Below are 22,464 nucleotides of genomic sequence, written 5' to 3'. Positions count from 1 at the left end.
AATTGCGACGTCGGGTCTTGTTTTTCGTGCCGACTGGCCGCAATTAGGGACCGGGCTGCTGGTTGCATATCTAGGAGGACGGCATGGCGTTGCGCCTGAAGGAACGGCTGGGCAAGAAGTTCGATGAGGAGATCCGCTTCTTCAAGGGAATGATGCAGGGGCCGAAGACCGTCGGTTCGATCGTTCCCACGTCCTCCATCACCGCGCGCAAGATGGCGAGCGTCGTCAACCTGCACTCGGGCTTGCCGGTTCTCGAGCTTGGACCGGGCACCGGGGCGATCACCAAGGCAATCCTCGGGCGCGGGGTAAAGCCGGAAAATCTGGTCGCCGTCGAGTATTCGACGGATTTCTACGAGCACCTGGTCCGGCTCTATCCGGGCGTGAACTTCATCAATGGCGATGCGTTCAACCTCGACAAGACGCTCGGTGACCTGAAGGGTCAGACTTTCGATTCCGTCGTTTCCGCCGTTCCGCTCCTGAACTTCCCGATGCAGGCGCGCATCGCGCTTTTGGAAAGCCTGCTCGACCGCCTGCCGGCAGGCCGGCCCGTCGTGCAGATTTCCTACGGCCCGGTGTCGCCAATCATTGCCCGGCCGGATCGCTATCACATCCAGCACTTCGACTTCATCGTTCGCAACATCCCGCCGGCGCAGCTCTGGATCTACCGGCGCAGCTGAACCCGGTGTTTGGCCTCTACATCACCCATCCGCAAGTGAAGATCGATCCAGCCGTTCCCGTGCCCAAATGGGGATTGTCGGAGACGGGTGCCGCGCGCACCCGCAAGGCAGCCGAAAGCAGTTGGGTGCGGCAGCTGCGGCGCATCGTTTCCAGCGCCGAGACGAAAGCGATCGAGACCGCGGAGATCCTTGCCGCCGCTGCAGGGGTGCCCGTCGAGATCGTCCACGGCATGCACGAGAACGACCGCTCGGCCACCGGTTTCCTGCCGCCGCCGGAATTCGAGAAGGCGGCCGACTGGCTCTTTGCGCATCCCGAAGAGAGCTTCAGAGGTTGGGAACGGGCGATCGATGCGCAACGGCGGATCGTTTCGGCCGTCACCGATGTCCTCGCTTCGCATGATCCCGCCTTGCCCATTGCATTCGTGGGCCACGGAGGCGTGGGAACCTTGCTGAAGTGCCATTTGCAGGGCCGCCCGATCCGGCGCGACGGCGACCAGCCGGGAGGCGGCGGCAATCTCTACTGTTTCAGCCTTGCGGATCGGCGCCCATCGTGCGACTGGACGCCTATCGAAGAGTGGCAGGGATGGATGTGACATGGATGCACGCGAGCGGCTGATCGTCGGGCTGGATGTTCCAACGCTTGGCGAGGCTGAGAAGATCGTCACTATGCTTGGCGACGACGTCGTTTTCTACAAGATCGGCTATCAGCTTGCCTTTGCCGGCGGCCTGGAATTTGCGCGCGACCTTGCCAAGAGCGGCAAGAAGATCTTCCTCGACATGAAGCTGCTCGACATCGACAACACAGTCGCCTCAGGCGTCGAGAACATCGTCAAGATGGGGATGTCGATGCTGACGCTGCACGCCTATCCGAAGGCGATGAAAGCTGCGGTCGAGGCCGCGAAGGGATCCGACCTCTGCTTGCTCGGCGTGACCGTGCTGACGTCGATGGATGAGCAGGACCTGATCGCGGCTGGTTACGAGTATGATCCCCATACCCTCGTACTGCGCCGCGCCGAACAAGCGCACCTTGCCGGCATGGGCGGCATCGTCTGCTCCGCCGAGGAAGCGTCCGCCGTCCGCAAGATCATCGGCCCCGATATGGCGCTCGTCACACCGGGCATTCGCCCGGCCGGCAGCGACAAGGGCGACCAGAAACGCGTGATGACGCCGGCCGCGGCAGTGAAGGCCGGCTCCACCCATCTCGTCGTCGCCCGCCCGATCGTCAAGGCTGCTGATCCCAAGGAAGCGGCTCGGGCAATCCTCGCCGAAATGTCGACGGCCCTTCAATAATCAACCAAGCCAGGGAGCGTTGAGATGGCAAAGGATACTGGATCGCACGCGTCGACGTTCGCGAGACCGAGCGCTACAAGGACTATGTTGCGGCCGCCAAGCCGGCCTTCGAGAAGTATGGCGCCAACTTTCTCGCCCGCGGCGGCGCGATCACCGAGCTCGAGGGCAAGGCGCGGGCGCGCAACGTCGTAATCGAGTTCCCCTCCATGCAGCACGCCGTCGATTGCTACAATTCGCCCGAATACCAGATCGCCGCCAAAATCCGCCAGGAAATCGCCGATGCCGAGATGGTCGTCGTCGAAGGCATCTGAGGCAAATTTCGGCCCTGAGAACTGCGGCGCGATGGCCCTTTTCGTCGCGCCGCGATTGGTCTAAGACGAAACCAGATCGATCACACAACTGAGCCTTTCGAGGAGCCTGTCATGACCCTTGCCAACCTGCCGCCACTCGTCACCGTGTTCGGAGGGTCCGGCTTCATCGGCAGGCATATCGTGCGCACGCTCGCAAAGCGCGGCTACCGCATCCGCGTTGCCGTTCGCCGCCCGGATCTCGCCGGCTTCCTGCAGCCGCTCGGCAATGTCGGGCAGATATCCTTCGTCCAGGCGAACCTGCGCTACCGCAACTCCGTCGATCGCGCCGTCGAAGGCGCCGACTACGTCGTCAACTGCGTCGGCATCCTGCACGAAGCGGGCCGCAACTCGTTCGAGGCGGTTCAGGAATTCGGCGCGCGTGCCGTCGCTGAAGCGGCCCGCGCCGTCGGCGCCAAGCTGATCCACATCTCGGCGATCGGCGCGCACGCGCATTCCGACTCCGGATACGCCCGCACCAAGGGTCGCGCCGAAGCAGCGATCCACGCGATCAAGCCGGATGCCATCATCTACCGTCCATCAGTCGTCTTCGGTCCCGAGGACAGCTTCTTCAACAAGTTTGCCGACATGGCGCGCATCGCACCCGTTCTGCCACTGATCGGCGGCGGCAAAACGAAATTCCAGCCGGTCTACGTCGTGGACGTTGCCGAAGCCGTTGCCAAGGCTGTGGAGGGCAAGGTCGCCGTGGGCGAAGTCTATGAGCTTGGCGGACCTGAAGTGCTGACGTTCCGTGAATGTCTCGAGATCATGCTCAAGGCAACCTGGCGCAAGAATCGTTTGGTTTCGATCCCCTTCGGCATCGCGTCGCTCATCGGCAGCATCGCCTCGCTCGTTCCGTTCATCACACCGCCGATCACGGCCGACCAGGTGCGCCTGCTGAAGAAGGACAATATTGTTTCGAAGGACGCGGAAGCCGAAGACCGTACCTTGAAGGGCATCGGCGTCACACCAACCCTGGTGAGTTCGGTCATTGGTTCGTACCTCGTGCAGTATCGTCCGCACGGTCAGTATACCGGATCAGGCAAGGCCGCCTGAGGGCATCCTACTCCCCAACATACCACGCCGCACGCGATCTTCGCGGGCGGCGTTTTTCGTGGAAAGTTTTTTCAGAATCGCGCAAGTTGTGCACGCTTTTTCCCGGCGCCGAACGGGCATAAGTTGCATAAAAGCCGCACGTAAAAATTAGCGGAATTAACACCAAATTTAGCAGGAACATTTATTGCTATTTGTCACTCCACTGACTACACACCCCGCGCGTCTCCCAATGGACTCAGCGCCTTTGACGGCGCGCCAACGACTTTTGAAAGGCTTTCTTCGATGGGTAGGTCAATCGCGCTCCTGTTTGCGTGTGCGGCGCTGGTAATTCTGGCAGGCTCCTTCATCGCACCCGGTTCGGTTGCAGCGGTGAAGGGCGAGTGCTCGCCAGCCTACGGCGTTGATCCCTGCGAGACCGGCTCCATCAGTCGGTGACGAAAGACCGGCGCCTCGGCGCCGGCATTACCCGAACAGAACGCCTGAAGCATAGCGCTTTAAGCTGTGAGTTCGCTGTTTCCGGCTTGCGGGAAACGATGGCGGATTAAATCCGCATTCGCGCCATGGATTGCGCGAATGCGGCAATCGTATCAGGCAATCATGCCGGACGCTGCCATGCCGAGCAGAATAACTCCGAGAATGATGCGGTAGATCGCAAACACTGTAAACCGGTTGCTCCGGATATAGGATAGCAGCCATTTCACGGCGATGAACGCGACCACCGTGGAAACGACGAAGGCGATCCCGAGGCCGGTCCAATCCTCGTTTGCTGCTCCACCATCCTTGAACGTCTTCAGCAATTCAAAGGCACTCGCGGCATACATGGTCGGGATACCGACGAGAAAAGCGAATTCTGTCGCCGCGGCCCGATTGCCCGTGCCTGCCAGCATGGCGACGAAAATCGTGGCGCCGGAGCGTGAGGTTCCCGGGAAGACGCCGGCAACCACCTGGGCAATGCCGACCAAGATGGCAACGAGCCAGGTTATCTCCTTGTGGGGCGGCCGGCGGGCAGCTGCCCATTCGGCAAACATCATCCAGACACCGCCGATGATCAGCGCCCAGGCGATCGGCGTCGCAGTCTCAGGCAGCTGAAAGCCGAGCTTCTTGACGACAAGTCCGAGGATCGCCGTGATGAGAAACGCGACGATCAGCTTGGCGGCGTAGGTGCGGTTCCGCGGATCCCGCCATCCGAGCACCAGGTCCAATAGCCGACGCCAGTAAATGATCGTGACGGCGAGGATGGCGCCTGCCTGAATAACGATATTGAACATATCCGACCGGTGGCCGAGCCATTGCTCCGCAATGATGAGGTGGCCGGTGCTCGAAATCGGCAGAAACTCGGTAATTCCCTCTATTATGCCTAGAATTATAGAGTTTACATGATCCATGAATTCTCTCCGTGGAGTTTGGTCGGGCTTTCGTTGGGGTTATGGCGTCTGGAAGTGACGAAGACAGGGCGAGAAGCAAAAATCAGTTTTTCGGGCACGTCCACGTCCTTTGTCAGGCGGTCCGCAATCCGACTCGCTTGTATTGGAAGGTCCAAGCTCCTATAGCTTCAACGAATGAGTCATGACTAGGGCGCTATGATTATCGCGCTTCCGCAACGCACCACACCCATCAAAAAATCCGAGAATCGATGCCCACGCTCTACCATCACCCCATGTCATCCGCATCACGCTTCGTTCGGTTGATCCTGACGGAGTACGGCTATCAGACGGACCTGATCGAGGAGCAGACATGGGAGAAGCGCCGGGATTTCCTCGCGCTGAACCCAGCCGGAACATTGCCGGTCTACGTCGATGACAGCATGCGGGCACTGTGTGGCGCCGCTGTGATCTCCGAGTATCTCGACGAGACGCACGGCGTCCTGAAGCGCGATCGCCGGCTGCTGGCCGAAGATCCATTCCAGCGCGCCGAAATTCGTCGGCTGACAGAGTGGTTCATGCAGAAGATGGAAACCGACGTGACCAAGCCGCTTGCCCGCGAGCGCGTTTATAAACTGCAGATGACGGCGGATCAGGGTGGTGGTGCGCCGGATTCTAAGATCCTTCGCACGGCACGGGCGAATATCCGCCAGCACATGAAATACCTGACATGGCTCGCAGGCTCACGCCAGTGGCTGGCGGGTGACCGAATGAGCTATGCCGACCTGGCTGCTGCCTCAGCAGTTTCCATTCTCGATTATCTCGGCGAAATCGACTGGTCGGAAGCTCCTGTTGTCAAGGATTGGTATCAGCGCCTGAAGTCGCGTCCATCCTTCCGACCGCTGCTTACCGAGCGCGTGCGGGGTCTGACACCGGTTTCGCACTACGCCGATCTGGATTTCTGACGAGGGCCTTCGATGGCCACAGAAAACAAGGAACAGAGACGCCGCGATACCCTCACTGCCTTCGTTCGGGCGGAGGCAAAGGCGTTGGGTTTCGACCTCTGTCGCGTCACGCGACCGGACGCTATCCCGGAGGCCAAGGAGCGGCTTGGCGAGTTCATCGACGCCGGGCGGCATGGAACGATGGAGTGGATGGCGCAGACCCGCGACAGGCGAGGCGATCCGCGCACTCTCTGGAACGATGTCCGCTCGATCGTCGTCTTCGGCCTCAATTATGGGCCAGAGGACGATCCCCGCGAGATTCTGGCAAAGTCCGACAAGGCTGCGATCTCGGTCTACGCGCGCAATCGCGACTATCACGATGTCATCAAGGGGCGATTGAAGGAGATTGCGACGCGCTTTGCAGCGCGCGCCGGCGCAGACGTGAAGGTCTTTGTCGACACAGCCCCGGTGATGGAGAAGCCCTTAGCGGCCGCGGCCGGCCTCGGCTGGCAGGGCAAGCACACGAACCTCGTCAGCCGCGAGCACGGCTCCTGGCTTTTCCTCGGTTCTATGTTCACGACCGCGGACCTGAACACGGACGCGCCAGAGATAGATCACTGCGGCTCCTGCCGCGCCTGTCTCGATATCTGTCCGACCAATGCCTTTCCCGGTCCCTACCAGATCGACGCGCGGCGCTGCATCTCCTACCTCACTATAGAACACAAGGGACCGATCGATCCGGCGTTGCGGCCACTGATTGGCAATCGAATCTATGGTTGCGACGATTGCCTTGCCGCGTGCCCATGGAACAAATTTGCCCATGAGGCTTCCGAAATGAAGCTGCAGGCCCGAGAGGACTTGAAGGAACCATCAATCGAGGACCTGCTGAGCCTCGACGACGCCAGCTTCCGCGCCTTCTTCAGCGGCTCGCCGGTCAAGCGCATTGGCCGCGATCGGTTCATCCGGAATGTGCTCATCGCCGCCGGCAATTCGGGCGATCGCCGATTTGTCGACCGATGTCGGGCATTGTCGCGGGATGCCTCGCCCGTCGTGCGTGGCATGGCGGTTTGGGCGCTCTCGCGCCTTCTCGAGGCTGGAGAATTTTCTGCCTTTGCGGCACAAAAGCCGGATGAGTCGGACAGCGATGTCCTGGACGAGTGGCGCTTGGCGGGAGCAGTTTGATGCATGTGATGATTTTCGGCTGCGGCTATTCGGGCACGGCAATCGCAAAGGCTTTCATGGCTGACGGCGTGCGCGTCTCCGGTACGACACGCTCGAACGACAAGGCAGCTGCCCTGCGTGGGCAGGGGATCGACGCTTTCGTTTTCGACGGCGAGGTGCTCGACAAGGAATTGAGCGAGGCAATGCAGGACGCGACCCACCTCGTCCAATCCATTGCGCCGCGGGAGAATGGCGATCCGCTGATCAGGCTGGCGAGCGATCGCTTGCGGGAGATGATGCCTAAGCTTCAGTGGATCGGCTACCTCTCGACGGTGGGCGTCTACGGAGATCACAAGGGCGGTTGGGTAACCGAAGAAACGTCGTGCACGCCAGTTTCCGGACGGTCGAAGGAGCGACTGGAAGCGGAAGACAGCTGGATGGCGATCGGCGCTGAGGCCCATGTCCCGGCGGCAGTTCTGCGCCTATCCGGCATCTATGGCCCGGGCCGCAATGCCTTTTGCAATCTGAAACGCGGCACGGCCCGACGGCTGATCAAGAAGGATCAGGTCTTCAACCGGATCCGGGTGGAGGATATCGGGGCGGCCACGCGGTTCCTCGCCGAGCGCGGGCTCGGCGGCATATATAATGTGACGGACGACCTGCCCGGCCCGCCTCAGGACGTCATTGTCGAGGCCGCACGCCTGATGGGCGTCGCGCCGCCGGCGGAGCAGCCCTTCGAGACGGCTGAACTGACGTCGATGGCGCGGTCCTTCTACGGCGAGAACAAACGGGTCTCGAACGCAAAGCTGAAGGCAGCGGGCTTTACGTTCTCCTTCCCGATCTATCCCGCCTCGCTCGCGCAGCTGATGCAGAGCAACAGCTGGCGCGGCTAGCTGACGCTTCATGCGGATATGCCAAGGGCCGGCTCGGCCTTTGCCTGGGCGAGCGGCGGGAATGCCAGTGCTATCGCCGCTGCCCCCAGCCCGACCAGCGCGGATCCGATGAAAAGCCAAGAGTAGTTGGCGAACGTGTCGAAGATCCAGCCACCGATCAGAGGGCCAAAGGCCATGCCGAGGCTGGAGAGCATCGTCGCTGCGCCAAACACAGTACCGATGATGCGCGACCCGAAATATTCCCGAGCAAGCACGGCATAAAGCGGCATCACGCCGCCATAGGCACTGCCGAAGATAATCGCGAGAACGTAGAATTCGCCGAGCCGGCTGACGAAGAGATAGGTTGCCAGCGCGATCGCCTGGACGAACAGGCCGGCGACGAGGACGGGCTTCACCCCGATCCTGTCGGCAAGCCCACCATAGAGAAGTCGGCCGCCGAGCCCCGCAAGCCCCTCGACGCTGTAGATACTGACGGCGGCCATCGGCGCTATGCCGCAGATCGTGGCATAGCTGACCATGTGGAAGATCGGGCCGGAATGCGCCGCACAGCAGGCGAAGAACGTCAGGCCGAGGACCATGAATTGCGGCGACCGGAACACCCGCGAGAGTGAAGGTTGCTCGCCGCTGGCGGTAGCGGTGGCTGCGCCGTCGCCGGCTTCCGCCGGCGGACGCCGAACGAGCAGGGCTGCCGGTATCAACAGGACCCAGGCAGCGATACCGATCAGCAGCATCGCGGTTCGCCAATCGTAGGCGGAAATGAGCCAGCGCGCGAAGGGCGAGATCGTCATCGGCGCGACACCCATGCCGGCAGAAACCAATGAGACGGCAAGGCTGCGGTTCTCCTCGAACCAACCTGTCGTGGTCGCAATCATCGGTGCAAAGAACGTGCTGGCGGCAAACCCCACCAGAATGCCGTAGGTCAGCTGAAATTGCAGAAGGGTTTCGGCGCGGCTCGCCAACACAAGCGCCAGCCCGAGGCCTCCGGCGCCGATCAGAACGACAACGCGCGGACCAAAGCGATCGCTTGCGGTGCCCCAGAGAAAGCCGCCAATCCCCATAACAATGAAATTGAGCGTCATCGCAGTCGCGATGCCCGCGTGTGACCATCCGGTCTCGATTGCGATGGGCTCCTGGAAGATCGCCAGTGAGAACATCGCGCCAAGCGCAACGCAGGTCATCAATGCCCCCGCAGCAACAATAATCCAACGATAGGATATGCTCATGACTTCGCAGCCTCCCCTTCCCAAATCGAACGAGCCGCGCCCACAGCTACCGCTTTGCGCGCTTGCAAGGTAAAGACGTTTGATTATCCGTGTTTTCGACAACGCCCATCGCATTTTAGATGATGCTGCAGCGGTCAGCGTCGGTCTACGCATCACGACCCTGCCTGCCAGGGAGAGCAGGCGGCAGAATTTACTTCCTATGGTTGTTAACCTGGGGCCACAAACGGATCTGTGAAGGGTAGAAAATTCCTACCTCGCTTGCTCGGCGCACATAATCCTGCACCGGCTTATGGTTAACGGCCCCTGAATTTGCTCAAATGAGGCATTAATTATGGCAATCGCGCAAAATTATTTTCGTTGATTTTGTGATCATGGGTTGCGTGGATTTCGTCTGGCAAGAATCGTTCTAATTTTACTTGATTTCATTATCTTTTTTCCCATGTTCTTGATTTTCTGCGGCTCCATGTCGCGCATTCAGTCATCACAAATATTACACTTTGTAATATTCCGTGATATATGGAGGCACTTTTTCGCCACACTTGGCCGGATTCAACCCTCCCACCGCCCACAAGGCGCGAGTTCAACAGTTGAGGGGACAATCCGTTTTGAAGAAAATTTGCCGTTCTGTTATCGCAGCAGCAACGATTGCAGCCTGTTCTACCATCCTTCCCGTTGAAGGATTTGCTGCAAATGGTTGCGGTGGCGCATCATGGTACGCACTTCGCTCCAAAACCGCTTCCGGGGAACGTATGAACCCGACCATCAATACTGCAGCACATCGTTCACTGGCATTTGGCACGAAGCTGAAAGTTACCAACCGCAGAAACGGACGCAGTGTCGTCGTCCGCGTCAACGATCGTGGCCCATTCATTCGTGGCCGCGTCCTCGATCTCTCCCGTGCCGCCGCCCAGAACATTGGTATGGTCAGCAGCGGCACTGCGAAGGTCTGCTACGAGGTCATAGGCTAAAACATCGGTCGGCCCGACGCCGTCCGCTTGCTCTTGCCGCCAATCGCGAGTACGACGCGATTGAAGACTTGTGTACAATCTGCTGCGTCTGTCGCGCTTCCTGCAGATTGTTCACAAGCCTGGAGTTTTGACCCGAGGCCACTAGGAGCTGTGTGAATGCGTTTGGGCGGACGGCTCGAAGGGGCGATTTCGGTTCTTGCAGATATCGATGCCCGCAGACGGCCTGTCGCCGATGCATTGAAGGACTGGGGCCTCGCCCATCGGTTTGCCGGATCCGGGGATCGCGCGGCGATCGGCAATATTGTCTATGATGCGCTTCGTATGCGCCTCTCCCACGCCTGGCTGATGGACGATGACCGTGCATCCGCGATCGCCTATGCGGTGATGTTCCGGCAGTGGAGCTTCACGCCGGAAACCCTTGCCGCGGAACTTATGGACGACAAGTTCGCACCCAGCCCGCTTTCGGAAGCGGCGCTATCCGCCTTCAACAACCGCATGCTGGCCGATGCCCCCGCTCATGTTCAGGGCGATATTCCCGAATGGGTCCAGTCCTCCTTTGAAAGCGCCTTCGGCGATCACTGGCTTGCCGAGGCGCAGGCGCTTGCCGGGCGTCCCACGCTCGACTTGCGCGCCAACATCCTGAAAGCCACCCGCGACAAGACGGTCAAGGCGCTCGAAAGAGCCGGCGCACAGGAGGCGACGATCGCCCGGTACGGCATCCGGATTCCCGCCGGCGAAGGCGCCTCCCGGCTTCCAAACGTGACGGCCGAGCTTTCGTTCCAAAAAGGCTGGTTCGAAGTGCAGGACGAGGGATCGCAGATCGTTGCCGATCTCGTGCTTCCCAAAGATGGCGAACAGGTTCTCGACTATTGCGCGGGCGGCGGCGGCAAGACACTCGCCATGTCGGCGGCCATGCACAACAAGGGCCAGGTCCACGCCTATGATGCGGATCGCAAGCGGCTTGCCCCGATCATCGAACGGCTGAGGCGCGCGGGAACGCGGAATGTCCAAGTGCATGACGACGCCAAGGCGCTGAAGGGCCTCAGCGAGCGCTGCGACAAGGTGCTTGTCGACGCGCCTTGCACCGGAACCGGCACATGGCGGCGGCGACCCGATACCAAATGGCGTCTGACCGCCAAGAATCTCGACGAGCGCACTGCCCAACAGCAAGACGCTCTCAAACAGGCCAGCGCCTTTGTCCGCCCGGGCGGCGAGCTGATCTATGTGACCTGCTCGGTGCTGCCGCAGGAGAACGAGGACCAGGTTCGGCGGTTCACTGCCGAAAATGGCGACTACGACATCGTCAGCGCCCTGCCGGCGTGGGACGGCTTGTTCGGAAAGGACAGACCGCGTCCCCGCTCGTCCGACGACAAGACCATCACCCTCACGCCCGCCTCCACGGATACGGACGGTTTCTTTTTCTGCCGCATGCAGCGTAAGGGCTGACCCTCACTTCAGCCGGTCGGCGATGGTGGCGAAATATACTTAAAATCATTCCAAACTAGAGTGTTTGACACCAGTTTGCTTTTGGGCGAAGAGATTTTTCGTCGGACCTCAGACGGAATGTCCGCACAGGAGAGGATCATGAAACTCAACAAGAATTTCTGCGCAGCCGTGGCGCTGGCCGTAGCCCCAACCGCCCTGCTCGCCATTCCCGCCTATGCGGCACCGGATGCTGCTGCAGTCGTCAAGCATTACGCCGAAGTTGCGCATGCGAAGTACGAAGACTCGCTGGCGACGGCCAAGGCCATCGACGCTGCAATCGACGCCATGCTCAAGAATCCGACAGACGAAACGCTGAAGGCCGCTCGCGCCGCCTGGATCAAGGCCCGCGTGCCCTATCAGCAGACGGAAGTCTATCGTTTCGGCAACCCGATCGTTGACGACTGGGAAGGCAAGGTTAACGCCTGGCCACTCGATGAAGGCCTGATCGATTATGTCGACGCCTCCTACGGCACCGAGAGCGACGAAAACTCGCTCTACGTCGCCAATGTCATTGCCAACAAGACCATCAAAATCGACGGCAAGGATGTCGACGCGTCCAAGCTGACGCCTGAGTTCCTGTCCGGCACGCTGGCAGAAGCCGGCGGCGTCGAAGCCAACGTCGCAACGGGCTACCACGCCATCGAGTTCCTTCTCTGGGGCCAGGATCTGACCGGAACCGGCCCCGGTGCCGGCAACCGCCCTGCCACCGACTACGACCTCAAGAATTGCACGCACGGCAATTGCGATCGCCGCGCCGAATATCTGAAGTCCGCCTCGACGCTGCTCGTTTCCGACCTTCAGGAAATGACCAACAATTGGGCTCCGGACGGCGAAGCCACCAAGCATGTGGAAGTCGATCCGAAGGCTGGCCTCGTTGCGATCCTGACCGGCATGGGTTCGCTCTCCTACGGCGAGCTGGCCGGTGAGCGCATGAAGCTCGGCCTGCTGCTGCATGATCCGGAAGAAGAGCACGATTGCTTCTCCGACAACACCTACAACTCGCACCTCAACGACGCGATCGGCATCGCCGCCGCTTACACGGGCGATTACACCCGCGTTGACGGCACGAAGATGGCCGGTCCGTCGCTGCATGATCTTGTCGCAGCCAAGGACAAGAAGGTCGACAAGGAAATGCAGGCCAAGCTGAAGAAGACGCTCGACGCAATGCAGGTCATGGCCAAGCGTGGTCAGAACGTCGAGAAGTACGACCAGATGATTGGCGAAGGCAACAAGAAGGGCAACGCTGTCGTTCAGGCAGCTATCGATGGCCTCGTCGACCAGACAAAGTCGGTACAGCGCGTTATTGCCGCACTCGATCTCGGCACGGTGAAGCTTGAAGGTTCCGACAGCTTGGATAATCCTGGCGCGGTCTTCCAATAAGTGAAAAGGCGGGCCGCTTCGTCTGGCGGAGCGGCCCGAACTCCGAAAATGCCTCCCATACCGGCTCGTCGTCTTCTCGGTAGCGCAGCATTTTGCGCTGCGATCGCCGGATTTTCCGTCGCCCTGGCGTCTGGTTTCGATTTCCCGCCAAAGCGAGCTGACCTTTCCGACGCAGATATGAAACGCGTCGCCGATGTGACGCCACCGACCAACGATTTTTCCAAGGCCGAACAATACGAAGCGATGCAGGCAGGCGGTGCCACATCGATCGATCCGATCACCCAGGATTCCTTCTCGCATATCTCTGCGACGATCCCCTTCGAGGAAGAGCAGCCGTTCCGGCTCGGGAACGCGCTCTTCAAGAAGCTCTGGGTCTCCGCGCCGTCCTCGACGCAGGCTTCGGATGGCCTAGGGCCGCTCTTCAATGCCCGCTCCTGCATGAGCTGTCACCTGAACGACGGTCGCGGAAAGCCGCCGGAGGGCGGCGTCAGCGCCACCTCGATGGTCCTGCGCCTATCGCGCCCGGCGGCAACGCCCGAGGAGCAGCGCGGGATTACCGAGGCCCAGATCGTCAACTTCCCCGATCTCATCTATGGCCACCAGCTGCAGGATCTCGCGGTGCCCGGCCTTCCCTCCGAAGGGAAGATGGCGATCCGTTACACCGAGGAACCTGTTGCGCTTGGCGACGGCGAGACGGTCTTGCTGCGTCGGCCGACCTACGAGGTGACCGACCTTGGTTACGGGCCGCTTGACCCCGCCACGACGCTCTCGCCACGCGTTGCGCCGGCAATGATCGGGCTGGGCCTGATCGAGGCTATTCCCGAGGCGGATATCCTCGCGCATGCCGATCCGGACGATGCGAACGGCGACGGCGTCCATGGCAAAGCGGCGATCGTGCGCGACCACCGTACGGGCAAGGTTGCGCTCGGGCGCTTCGGCTGGAAGGCCCAGAATGCAAGCGTGCGCGATCAGAGCGCCGATGCTTTTTCCAACGATATTGGCATTTCGAACCCCGACCGGCCTGACCCGCACGGCGATTGCACAAAAGCCGAAGCCAAGTGCCAGGAGATGCCGACGGGCGTCCAGAAGCGCCTAGGCAGGGAGGAGGCTCCCGGTCCGATCCTCGATCTTGTCACTTTCTATTCGGCAAACCTTGCGGTCCCCGCACGGCGTGAGGCGAGCTTTCCGGTAACCCTGCTGGGCAAGAAGATCTTTTACGAAAGCGGCTGCATTTCCTGCCACGTGCCGAAGTTCGTCACGCGCCGCGACAGCCTCGACAAGGCCCAATCATTCCAACTGATCTGGCCCTATTCCGACTTCCTGCTGCATGACATGGGCGAGGGTCTTGCGGACGGACAACAAGTCGGGAGCGCGAGCGGACGTGAATGGCGCACGCCACCGCTATGGGGTATAGGTCTCACCCAGACTGTCAGCCGGCACAGCTTTTTCCTCCATGACGGCCGCGCCAGAAATCTCACCGAAGCGATTCTCTGGCATGGCGGCGAGGCGCAAAAGGCGCGTGACGCGTTTACATCCCTGCCCAAGGATGACCGGCAGGCATTGATTACATTCCTGGAGTCCCTTTGATGCGCCTTTGGCAACCTCTTCTCCTCTCCCTTGCCCTTGTTTCTTCCGCTGCCGCCCAGACCTCTGCACCGCAGGCCGGCCTGAACGAGGAAGCGGTATCCGCAGTCATGCAGCGGGCAGTCGATGAGGTGATCCGCCCCGGCTACCGCAACGCCCAGCAATCGGCAGCGCGCCTGACGACGGCGATGAAGGACCTCTGCGATGACGCTACGCAGCAGACGCTGGACAAGGCGAAGTCGGCCTTCGACGATACGATCCGATATTGGTCGGTCATTGAGATCGTTCAGACCGGACCAGTTATCCGAGACAATCTCTTCGAGCACATCCTGTTCTATCCTGATCGCAAGGGCGTCGGCCTGAAGCAGGTTCAGGCTCTGATCGCCAAAGCCGATCCGAAGGACGCAACGGTCGACGCGATCGCCGGCAAAAGCGTGGCGCTACAGGGGCTGACTGCGCTTGAATACGTACTCCACGGCACCGGCTCCGAAGACCTGACGAAGCAGAAGAACAGCTTCCGATGCCTCTATGGCGCGGCGGTTGCCGGCAACATCCAGCGCGAGGCCGGCGAAGTCATCGCGGCTTGGGAAAAGCCCGACGGCGTGCAGGCAAGCTGGAAGCATCCCGGCCCGCAAAGCGAAGACTTCATGGATAACAAGGAGGCCGTGACCGCCCTGCTTGGTATTCTTGTTCACGGCGCGGAAACCGTCCGCGATCAGCGGCTCGAGCAGTTCTATAAGGGCAAGGACACCACGCCGCGTCCACGCATGGCGATCTACTGGCGCTCCAACAACACTTGGAAGTCGATGACGGCCAACCTAGAGGGACTGCGGACGCTCTGGCAAAAGGCCGGCATGGCCGCGTTGCTACCTGCGGACAAAAAGCCGATCGCCGACGCGATCGATGCCAGCTTCAAGTCGCTGCTCGACACCGTGCCGAAACTCAACCCCGATATCGAGGTTGCGACAAGCACCGCGGAAAGGGCAAAGCTCGATGCCCTTCTCGTCAGCACGCGCGAACTGATCACCAAGATCAGCGATGACTACGGCGCCGCGATCGGCCTGTCGGCTGGCTTCTCCTTCTCGGACGGCGATTGAAGCCATGTGGAACAGTTCGGCGATCGACCGGCGCAGTTTCGTCAAGGCTGCCGGACTGACATTCCTGGCCCCGCTCCAGCCGCGAGCGCTCATGGCACTGGACCGCGCGGACGCGGTCTATGCATCGGGCATGCGGACGGCAAACGGATCGTACGCCGTTGCCACGGTCTCTGAGCGCGGTGAAATTGTTGACCAAGTCACGCTTCCGGCGCGCGCCCATGGCATGGCCTGCAGCCAAGTGACGGGAAAGACCGTCGCGTTTGCCCGTCGTCCCGGCACCTATGCGATGATCTTCAACCCTCGCGGCAAAAAGGAACCGATCATCGTCACGGCCGCCGAAGGTCGTCACTTCTATGGCCATGGCGCCTTCTCGCCTGACGGCCGGCTGCTCTATGCCAGCGAGAACGCCTTCGACACCAACCGCGGCGTGATCGGCCTTTACGATGCGACCAGCCGTTTTGAGCGCATCGGCGAGTTCGAGACCTACGGCGTCGGTCCGCATGACATGACGGTATCCGACGACGGGCGAATGCTGATCGTTGCCAATGGCGGGATCGAAACGCATCCGGATTTCGGCCGCACGAAGCTCAATCTCTCCAGCATGCAGCCGTCTCTAACGCTGATCGATGCAGCAACGGGGATACTGATCGAGAAACACTCCCTGCCATCGCAGTGGGCGCAACTCTCTACCCGACACGTCGATGTCGATGCGAACGGCCGCATCTGGTTTGCCTGCCAATATGAAGGACACCGCAACGACCTGCCGCCGCTCGTCGGCTCCTTTGCGAAAGGAGAAGACCTGCGCTTCGTCGAACTGCCGGAAGAGACGACACGCCGGCTTGCCAACTATGTCGGTGCGATCGCAATCAATCGAGCAGAAGGGCTGGTCGGCGTCACCTCACCCAAGCGCGGAGCCTCCGTGACGATCGATGCGAAGAGCGGCCGGGTGCTTCGTGAGGACGTCGTGCCTGATGCGGCAGGGATTGCAGCGGCCAAGGACGGCTTCGCCGTGTCGTCCTATGAAGGCGGATTTTTATCAACGCAGAGCGATGTTGCCTGGGACCAGCATATCGTGCGCGTTGCGGCCGTCTGAATTGTGCGCAAAAGATCGCTAGCGATCTGGTTGGAGGGTATGGCTGCACTATCTCCGCCGCATGAGCAAAGCCCTGACCTACGTCGTCTTCGTCGCCATCGCGCTGGGCGGGGGTCTGGCTATCGGCGTCAATAATCTGCCTGGGGAATGGTATCAATCTCTTGCAAAACCGGCATTCAATCCACCTGACTGGATCTTCGGGCCCGTCTGGTTCGCTCTCTACGTCCTGATCGGTATTGCCGGGGCGCGGACGTGGCTGCGCGGGCATCTTTCCATCGGCATGCTCATCTGGGCCTGGCAGATGGTGCTCAATTTTCTGTGGTCGCCGTTCTTCTTCGGCTTGCGGATGCTGTCGGCGTCTCTGGTCGTCATCGTCCTGTTGCTGGGGCTGATCCTTGCCTTTGCCGTAAACCGCTGGAACTCGGACCGCATTTCCGCGCTGCTCTTCGTTCCCTATGCCGTCTGGGTCGGTTTCGCGACGCTGCTCAACGCCTCGATCGTCTATCTGAACTGAGGGCATAGCCTGACAGCGCGACCCGGTTGAACCGCTATCGATCGGCGAGAAAGTCGAGCAACCGTCGTTCGAAAACGGCGGCGGCGGCTGGATCGTAGGCCGCGAGCGACCGGTCAGAAAAGATATGCGAGTCGCCCGGGTAGAGGAAAAGCCTGACGTCAGCCGATTCGTCAACGAGCGCCTGAGCTGACTCGATATCACCGTCTGCGACGAAGAATGGGTCGGCATCCATCGCATGGATCTGCGCCGGCAGCCCCTCCGGCCAGGCCGAACCGAATTCCGAACGCGGCAAGCAGGCGTGAAGAAAAATCGCGCCCCGCGCGCCGGAACGCGTTTGGGCCAGATACTGCGCGGGCAGCACCCCCAGGGAAAAACCGACATAGACGAGCTCGGTCATAAGCCCATCCACTGCGCGCGCTCCGCGTTGGACAATTTCCCCGAAGCCGATCTCCTGAGCATGCTGCACACCCTGCTCCAAGGTGTCGAACGTCCGACCGGCAAAAAGGTCGGGCGTATGAACGACGTGTCCGCAGGCTCGCAGGTCTGCGGCAAGGGCAACGACACCTTGCGTCAAACCCTGTGCATGATGAAAAAGCACGACTTCCGCCATAGCTAAGCTAGCCTCCCGATTGTTTCAAGCAAGCCGCACCGGCAGCGTCTCAGCCGGCGCTGCTGACCCAGTCGTGCCAGTCATCCTCGCTGCCGTGGAAGACATTCAGGTCGATCCGGCCATCGACGCCATGCGAGATGCCGGAGCCCGAATACTGCCAGAATACCCACCGGCGTCCGGGATAAACTTTCGAGGGATGTGCTGCAACCGAACGCAGCCAGAAGGGATAATTCAGGAACGCGCCCTTGAGGTTATCACGGTAGAAGTCCGGTGCGGTGTAAATAATCGGCCGCTGCCCGTAGTGCTTCTCCAGCTTGTCCATGAAGACCTGCATCTTCTCGCGAACCCTCTCGGGAGAGATCCGTCGCTTGCAGCTGGACTCGCCGTTCCACTCGACGTCGATGACCGGCGGCAGAGCGCCGGCTTCCCTGGGAACGTTGCGGATGAACCAGTCCGCCTGTTCGCCGGCCGTGCGGCACCAATAGAAGAAGTGATAGGCGCCGCGCTTTATTCCGGCCTGCTTGGCATCCCGCCAGTTCTTTCGGAACATCGGATCGAGATGATCGCCGCCATCGGTTGCCTTGATGTAGACGAAGTTCGCGCCCTGCGTCCTCAGCTTCTGCCAGTCGATGGCACCCTGCCAGCGCGAAACGTCGACGCCATGAACGGCGAGCTTTCGCGGCGAAGACGATCCGAAGTTGATGGGTTTGACGTCACGGAAACGATGACCGTAGATCTGGGAGCGTGTGCGCGGCGCCGGATCGATTTCCGGGGCCATCGGCGCTGGTGCTGCAACCGGCCTTTCCGATGGTGACGGGGCTGCGGCCACGCTTGCCTGCGGCGTGAAGGCTTGCGGCTGAGGAACCGGACCTGCCCAGGCCAATTCCTCCTGTCTCGGCGCGACCGGCAGGGCCTCACCCACATCGGCAGACGGCACAGCCGTTTCTGGCACGGGGGCGCTTGGGCGCGTGACCGAGCTTGTCGTCTCGCGCGACGGCACTCCTGCGGCGAGGCTGTCCGGTCCCAAACTGGATGTGCAGCCTGACAAAGCAAGGCAGGCAAGGAAGAAAACTGACGCAGCCGATAGACGCATTAAGAACCCGCACGCAAAACAACTGTCGACGGCAGGGTCGCTGCCACCAAAGACCCATTGAAAAGCAATGGCTAACAGAGATTTACCAAAAAAGACTGAATCCAATCTTTACGCCCGGCGCTGGCACGCGCTGTGAAACGATGGGCGGAGGCAAATCGCGCGGGAGCATTCCGCCAACTGATTTCCGGGAACCGCTTGTCTGATGCGGCGCACCATGCCACTTTCGCGCTCGTAAGAAAGGCGAACCGATGACTGACAACGATAGCGGCGATTTCCACGAGCGAATCCACCAGAATTTTGCCCGCCAGGCGGCACTGCATACCCTCGGGGCCGAATTGACCCGTATCGAGCGGGCAATGGTAGAGATCGAACTGCCGTTCGACGTCAAGCTCACCCAGCAGCACGGGATCCTGCATGCCGGCGTGATCTCCGCTGCTCTCGATTCCGCCTGCGGTTTTGCTGCCTACAGCGTCATCGACGCCGAGGCATCCATTCTGACGATCGAATTCAAGGTCAATCTGCTGTCGCCGGGGCGTGGCGATCGCTTCCTGTTTCGGGGCGAGATCACCAAGCCGGGATCGAACATCATCGTTGCGGACGGGCGCGGCTACGCGATCGGCGACGGACCGGCAAAGCTCATCGCTTCCATGACAAGCACCATGATGATCATCCGTGGCAGAGAGGGCATTTCGGGATGAAGTTTGAGCCGAAATCGGTCGCCGGCAAGTCCATTCTCTTCGTGATGGCGGCGGAGGCCGAGTACGGCCCGTTCCTGCGCTCTCGCTTCGAGCCGCTGATGACGGGCGTCGGTCCGGTTGAGGCAGCCATCGTGCTCACCCGGGCGCTGGCGCAATTGGAACAGGCCGACGAGTTGCCGCAGTTGGTCGTCTCGCTCGGCTCGGCCGGATCGGCAAAGCTCGAACAGACCGAGGTCTATCAGGCCACCTCCGTGTCGTATCGCGACATGGACGCATCGCCGCTCGGCTTCGAGAAGGGGCGCACGCCGTTCCTCGACTTGCCCGCCATCGTCGATCTGCCGCTCAGGATCCCTGGTATTCCGGAGGCGAGCCTGTCGACCGGTGGCAACGTTGTATCCGGGCAGGCCTACAACGGAATTGCCGCTGACATGGTCGATATGGAGACCTTCGCGATATTGCGTGCCTGCCAGGCCTACAAGCTGCCGCTGATCGGTCTGCGCGGGATTTCCGACGGCGTGGAGGATCTGCAGCACATTTCCGGCTGGACGGAATACCTTCATGTCGTCGACCGCAAGCTGTCTTATGCCGTCGACAGCCTGTTTACGGCGCTGGAGGATGGCGTATTCTGGTTCTAGCCCCTGCAAAACAGGGACAATCAGGACAATAAAATCCTCCAGCGAAGGATTTCGCGCATTGCAAGACCGGGTGCTTTTCATTAAAGGCTCGCCATGACCCAGACAGCACATCCAGATAGCGTTCTCATCGTCGATTTCGGCAGCCAGGTAACCCAGCTGATCGCACGTCGTGTGCGCGAAACGGGTGTCTACTGCGAGATCGTTCCCTTCCAGTCCGCCGAAGACGGCTTCAAGCGCCTGCAGCCGAAGGCCGTGATCCTATCCGGCAGCCCGGCCTCGACAGTCGACGAAGGCTCGCCCCGCGCACCGCAGATCATCTTCGACAGCGGCCTGCCCGTCTTCGGCATCTGCTATGGACAGCAGACAATGTGCATGCAGCTCGGCGGCAAGGTCGAGAGCGGCCATCACCGCGAATTCGGCCGCGCCTTTCTCGAAGTCGATGAAGACAGCCAGTTGTTCGAGGGCCTGTGGTCGAAGGGCTCGCGCCATCAGGTCTGGATGAGCCACGGCGACCGCGTCACGGCGCTGCCTGAAGGCTTCGAGGTCGTGGCGACCTCACCGAACGCGCCTTACGCCTTCATTGCCGACGAGAAGCGCAAGTATTACGGCGTGCAGTTCCACCCGGAGGTCGTGCACACGCCCGACGGCGCCAAGCTGATCGGCAACTTCATTCACAACATCGCCGGCATCAAGGGCGACTGGTCGATGTCGGCCTATCGCCAGAAGGCGGTCGAGCAGATTCGCGAAGAGGTGGGCGACAAGCGCGTCATCTGCGCCCTTTCGGGCGGCGTCGACAGCTCGGTTGCGGCGCTCCTGATCCACGAAGCCGTCGGCGAGCAGCTCACCTGCGTGCTCGTCGATCACGGCTTGATGCGCAAGGACGAGGCGGCCAACGTCGTCGCCATGTTCCGCGAACACTACAATCTGCACCTGATCCACGTCGATGCCGTCGACAAGTTCATCGGCGAACTTGAAGGCGTCAGCGATCCCGAGACCAAGCGCAAGATCATCGGCCGGCTGTTCATCGAGACCTTCGAGGAAGAGGCCAAGAAGCTCGGCGGCGCCGAATTCCTCGGCCAGGGCACGCTCTACCCCGACGTGATCGAAAGCGTTTCCTTCACGGGCGGTCCATCGGTGACGATCAAGTCGCACCACAATGTCGGCGGTCTTCCCGAGCGCATGAACATGCAGCTCGTCGAGCCGCTGCGCGAACTCTTCAAGGACGAGGTGCGCGTGCTCGGCAAGGAGCTCGGCCTGCCCGACAGCTTCATTGGCCGCCACCCCTTCCCGGGTCCCGGCCTCGCGATCCGCTGCCCGGGCGGCATTACCCGCGAGAAGCTGGAGATCCTGCGCGAGGCTGACGCGATCTATCTCGATGAGATCCGTAAGGCCGGTCTCTATGACGCGATCTGGCAGGCGTTTGCCGTGCTGCTGCCGGTGCAGACCGTCGGCGTCATGGGCGACGGGCGCACCTACGAATTCGTCTGCGCGCTGCGTGCCGTGACCTCCGTCGACGGCATGACCGCGGATTTCTATCACTACGACATGGAATTCCTGGGCCGCGCCGCGACCCGCATCATCAACGAGGTGCGCGGCATCAATCGTGTCGTCTACGACGTCACCTCGAAGCCGCCCGGCACGATCGAGTGGGAATGATTCAGGTCCATCCGAACGTATCCAAAAGTGCGCCGGGATTCGACATAAGCTGCTGATATCAAATAAAAATTATCTCAGCATCTATCGGTAGCCTTCGCTGCGTAGAGATTGGACCTAGCGGTACCTCGGACGGACCTTCCCCATATTGTCTGACCCGATTTTTGAAAGTACCGTCACGAGGAATGAGACTCGTGACGGTACTTTTTCTCGGTAATGCGTTGAAATAAAAAGACTTTTCGACGCGGCGGCTGTTTCGGAGTGTGGAGCTCGCGGCCGATCCATGTCGATGGCAGATCATCTGCCATCCTATACCAGCCTCAACCGATTCCAGAGCCTCTACTATCAAAGCGAGTCCTATTATTCGGCGTTTCATGCGCTTTGGAGAGAGGCAGTGAAGGTCGGTGCGAACACTATTCTCAGTGGGTCATGGTGGAGACGAATTGTTTCCTACCTTTCTCGACGAAACTGTGCAGGATGACCGCCTCAATTTCTGAAGTGCCTGACACCCTCTGCCAGAGAACTGGCTGAGGCGCCGCTTTGGAGTTCATCGGTCGTGCCGCCGAGCAGGATAACCGCACTCGGTGCGATGGCCCGTCACACACCACTCGTATTGCAAGAGGGACTTTGGCCGGTTTACCCGCTCTGCAACACGGAGATCGTACGTTTTTGCAGATCCTTGCCATTCGCCCTCCGTTTCGA

23 protein-coding genes are annotated in these 22,464 nt (G+C 60.7%); 19 read left to right on the top strand and 4 right to left on the bottom strand.

Annotated features, from left to right (window positions below):
• The first annotated feature begins 83 nt into the window (after positions 1 to 83).
• The 6 genes from pmtA (at position 84) to WGT02_RS02900 (ending at position 3,805) form a co-directional block, all read left to right on the top strand.
• Positions 84 to 677, top strand: a complete 594-nt coding sequence (gene pmtA, locus WGT02_RS02925) for a phospholipid N-methyltransferase PmtA (protein WP_024317753.1) — start codon at positions 84 to 86, stop codon at positions 675 to 677.
• A 5-nt stretch (positions 678 to 682) separates the two neighbouring features.
• On the top strand, positions 683 to 1,270 hold the full coding sequence (locus tag WGT02_RS02920) for a histidine phosphatase family protein (RefSeq protein WP_208249182.1): 588 nt from the start codon (positions 683 to 685) through the stop codon (positions 1,268 to 1,270).
• Between the two features lies 1 nt (position 1,271).
• Positions 1,272 to 1,967, top strand: a complete 696-nt coding sequence (gene pyrF, locus WGT02_RS02915) for an orotidine-5'-phosphate decarboxylase (protein ID WP_208249183.1) — start codon at positions 1,272 to 1,274, stop codon at positions 1,965 to 1,967.
• Positions 1,968 to 2,008: 41 nt separating this feature from the next.
• The gene (locus WGT02_RS02910; protein WP_208250518.1) at positions 2,009 to 2,278 is read left to right on the top strand and encodes a DUF1330 domain-containing protein; all 270 of its coding nucleotides are present in this window, start codon (positions 2,009 to 2,011) and stop codon (positions 2,276 to 2,278) included.
• A gap of 111 nt (positions 2,279 to 2,389) precedes the next feature.
• Positions 2,390 to 3,370, top strand: a complete 981-nt coding sequence (locus WGT02_RS02905; protein WP_024317749.1) for a complex I NDUFA9 subunit family protein — start codon at positions 2,390 to 2,392, stop codon at positions 3,368 to 3,370.
• 282 nt (positions 3,371 to 3,652) lie between these two features.
• Positions 3,653 to 3,805, top strand: coding sequence for a hypothetical protein (locus WGT02_RS02900; RefSeq protein WP_007799501.1), 153 nt, complete (start codon positions 3,653 to 3,655; stop codon positions 3,803 to 3,805).
• 152 nt (positions 3,806 to 3,957) lie between these two features.
• Here the strand turns inward: WGT02_RS02900 and WGT02_RS02895 are convergent, their stop codons facing one another.
• Positions 3,958 to 4,755, bottom strand: a complete 798-nt coding sequence (locus WGT02_RS02895; protein WP_024317748.1) for an undecaprenyl-diphosphate phosphatase — start codon at positions 4,753 to 4,755, stop codon at positions 3,958 to 3,960.
• A 248-nt stretch (positions 4,756 to 5,003) separates the two neighbouring features.
• Here WGT02_RS02895 and WGT02_RS02890 point away from each other — a divergent pair, with 248 nt between their 5' ends.
• The 3 genes from WGT02_RS02890 to WGT02_RS02880 are packed head-to-tail and all read left to right on the top strand — an operon-like array spanning position 5,004 to position 7,729.
• Positions 5,004 to 5,696, top strand: a complete 693-nt coding sequence (locus WGT02_RS02890; protein WP_024317747.1) for a glutathione S-transferase family protein — start codon at positions 5,004 to 5,006, stop codon at positions 5,694 to 5,696.
• A gap of 12 nt (positions 5,697 to 5,708) precedes the next feature.
• The gene (gene queG, locus WGT02_RS02885) at positions 5,709 to 6,857 is read left to right on the top strand and encodes a tRNA epoxyqueuosine(34) reductase QueG (RefSeq protein WP_208249184.1); all 1,149 of its coding nucleotides are present in this window, start codon (positions 5,709 to 5,711) and stop codon (positions 6,855 to 6,857) included.
• Positions 6,857 to 7,729 (top strand): SDR family oxidoreductase, encoded by an 873-nt coding sequence (locus WGT02_RS02880; RefSeq protein WP_208249185.1) that lies wholly within the window; start codon positions 6,857 to 6,859, stop codon positions 7,727 to 7,729. The genes queG and WGT02_RS02880 overlap by 1 nt, the downstream gene beginning before the upstream one ends.
• A gap of 8 nt (positions 7,730 to 7,737) precedes the next feature.
• On the opposite strand, the gene WGT02_RS02875 is transcribed toward WGT02_RS02880, so the two are convergent.
• A complete protein-coding gene (locus WGT02_RS02875) occupies positions 7,738 to 8,952 on the bottom strand; it encodes an MFS transporter (RefSeq protein ID WP_208249187.1) in 1,215 nt (404 codons plus the stop codon).
• A gap of 605 nt (positions 8,953 to 9,557) precedes the next feature.
• Here WGT02_RS02875 and WGT02_RS02870 point away from each other — a divergent pair.
• The 7 genes from WGT02_RS02870 to WGT02_RS02840 all read left to right on the top strand — a co-directional run bounded on the left by WGT02_RS02870 (position 9,558) and on the right by WGT02_RS02840 (position 17,073).
• A complete protein-coding gene (locus tag WGT02_RS02870) occupies positions 9,558 to 9,920 on the top strand; it encodes a septal ring lytic transglycosylase RlpA family protein (protein ID WP_024317743.1) in 363 nt (120 codons plus the stop codon).
• A gap of 156 nt (positions 9,921 to 10,076) precedes the next feature.
• A complete protein-coding gene (locus WGT02_RS02865; protein WP_024317742.1) occupies positions 10,077 to 11,366 on the top strand; it encodes an RsmB/NOP family class I SAM-dependent RNA methyltransferase in 1,290 nt (429 codons plus the stop codon).
• A 138-nt stretch (positions 11,367 to 11,504) separates the two neighbouring features.
• Entirely contained in the window at positions 11,505 to 12,785 is a 1,281-nt protein-coding gene (locus tag WGT02_RS02860) for an imelysin family protein (RefSeq protein ID WP_024317741.1), read from the top strand.
• Positions 12,786 to 12,833: 48 nt separating this feature from the next.
• A complete protein-coding gene (locus tag WGT02_RS02855) occupies positions 12,834 to 14,372 on the top strand; it encodes a di-heme oxidoredictase family protein (RefSeq protein WP_024317740.1) in 1,539 nt (512 codons plus the stop codon).
• Complete coding sequence (locus WGT02_RS02850; RefSeq protein ID WP_208249188.1) at positions 14,372 to 15,466, top strand: imelysin family protein; 1,095 nt, start codon at positions 14,372 to 14,374, stop codon at positions 15,464 to 15,466. Before WGT02_RS02855 ends, WGT02_RS02850 begins: the two co-directional genes overlap by 1 nt.
• Positions 15,467 to 15,470: 4 nt before the next feature.
• Complete coding sequence (locus WGT02_RS02845; RefSeq protein WP_208249190.1) at positions 15,471 to 16,559, top strand: DUF1513 domain-containing protein; 1,089 nt, start codon at positions 15,471 to 15,473, stop codon at positions 16,557 to 16,559.
• Positions 16,560 to 16,620: 61 nt separating this feature from the next.
• A complete protein-coding gene (locus WGT02_RS02840) occupies positions 16,621 to 17,073 on the top strand; it encodes a TspO/MBR family protein (protein ID WP_024317737.1) in 453 nt (150 codons plus the stop codon).
• A gap of 34 nt (positions 17,074 to 17,107) precedes the next feature.
• On the opposite strand, the gene WGT02_RS02835 is transcribed toward WGT02_RS02840, so the two are convergent.
• Positions 17,108 to 17,683 carry a dienelactone hydrolase family protein gene (locus WGT02_RS02835; protein WP_208249192.1) on the bottom strand — a complete coding sequence of 192 codons (576 nt, stop codon included), beginning with the start codon at positions 17,681 to 17,683 and terminating at the stop codon, positions 17,108 to 17,110.
• A 49-nt stretch (positions 17,684 to 17,732) separates the two neighbouring features.
• On the bottom strand, positions 17,733 to 18,776 hold the full coding sequence (locus tag WGT02_RS02830) for a GH25 family lysozyme (protein WP_024317735.1): 1,044 nt from the start codon (positions 18,774 to 18,776) through the stop codon (positions 17,733 to 17,735).
• A 248-nt stretch (positions 18,777 to 19,024) separates the two neighbouring features.
• Between WGT02_RS02830 and WGT02_RS02825 the strand changes: the two genes are divergently transcribed.
• The 3 genes from WGT02_RS02825 to guaA all read left to right on the top strand — a co-directional run bounded on the left by WGT02_RS02825 (position 19,025) and on the right by guaA (position 21,765).
• Positions 19,025 to 19,474 (top strand): PaaI family thioesterase, encoded by a 450-nt coding sequence (locus WGT02_RS02825; protein WP_208249194.1) that lies wholly within the window; start codon positions 19,025 to 19,027, stop codon positions 19,472 to 19,474.
• A complete protein-coding gene (locus WGT02_RS02820) occupies positions 19,471 to 20,109 on the top strand; it encodes a 5'-methylthioadenosine/S-adenosylhomocysteine nucleosidase (protein WP_024317733.1) in 639 nt (212 codons plus the stop codon). The genes WGT02_RS02825 and WGT02_RS02820 overlap by 4 nt, the downstream gene beginning before the upstream one ends.
• A gap of 93 nt (positions 20,110 to 20,202) precedes the next feature.
• Positions 20,203 to 21,765 carry a glutamine-hydrolyzing GMP synthase gene (gene guaA / locus WGT02_RS02815; RefSeq protein ID WP_024317732.1) on the top strand — a complete coding sequence of 521 codons (1,563 nt, stop codon included), beginning with the start codon at positions 20,203 to 20,205 and terminating at the stop codon, positions 21,763 to 21,765.
• Positions 21,766 to 22,464: the final 699 nt, after the last annotated feature.

Source organism: Rhizobium sp. T1470, from assembly GCF_042140505.1.
GTDB lineage: Bacteria > Pseudomonadota > Alphaproteobacteria > Rhizobiales > Rhizobiaceae > Rhizobium > Rhizobium favelukesii.
Note: the sequence above shows the minus strand (reverse complement) of the source record. Positions and strands in the feature narration are given on the sequence as shown.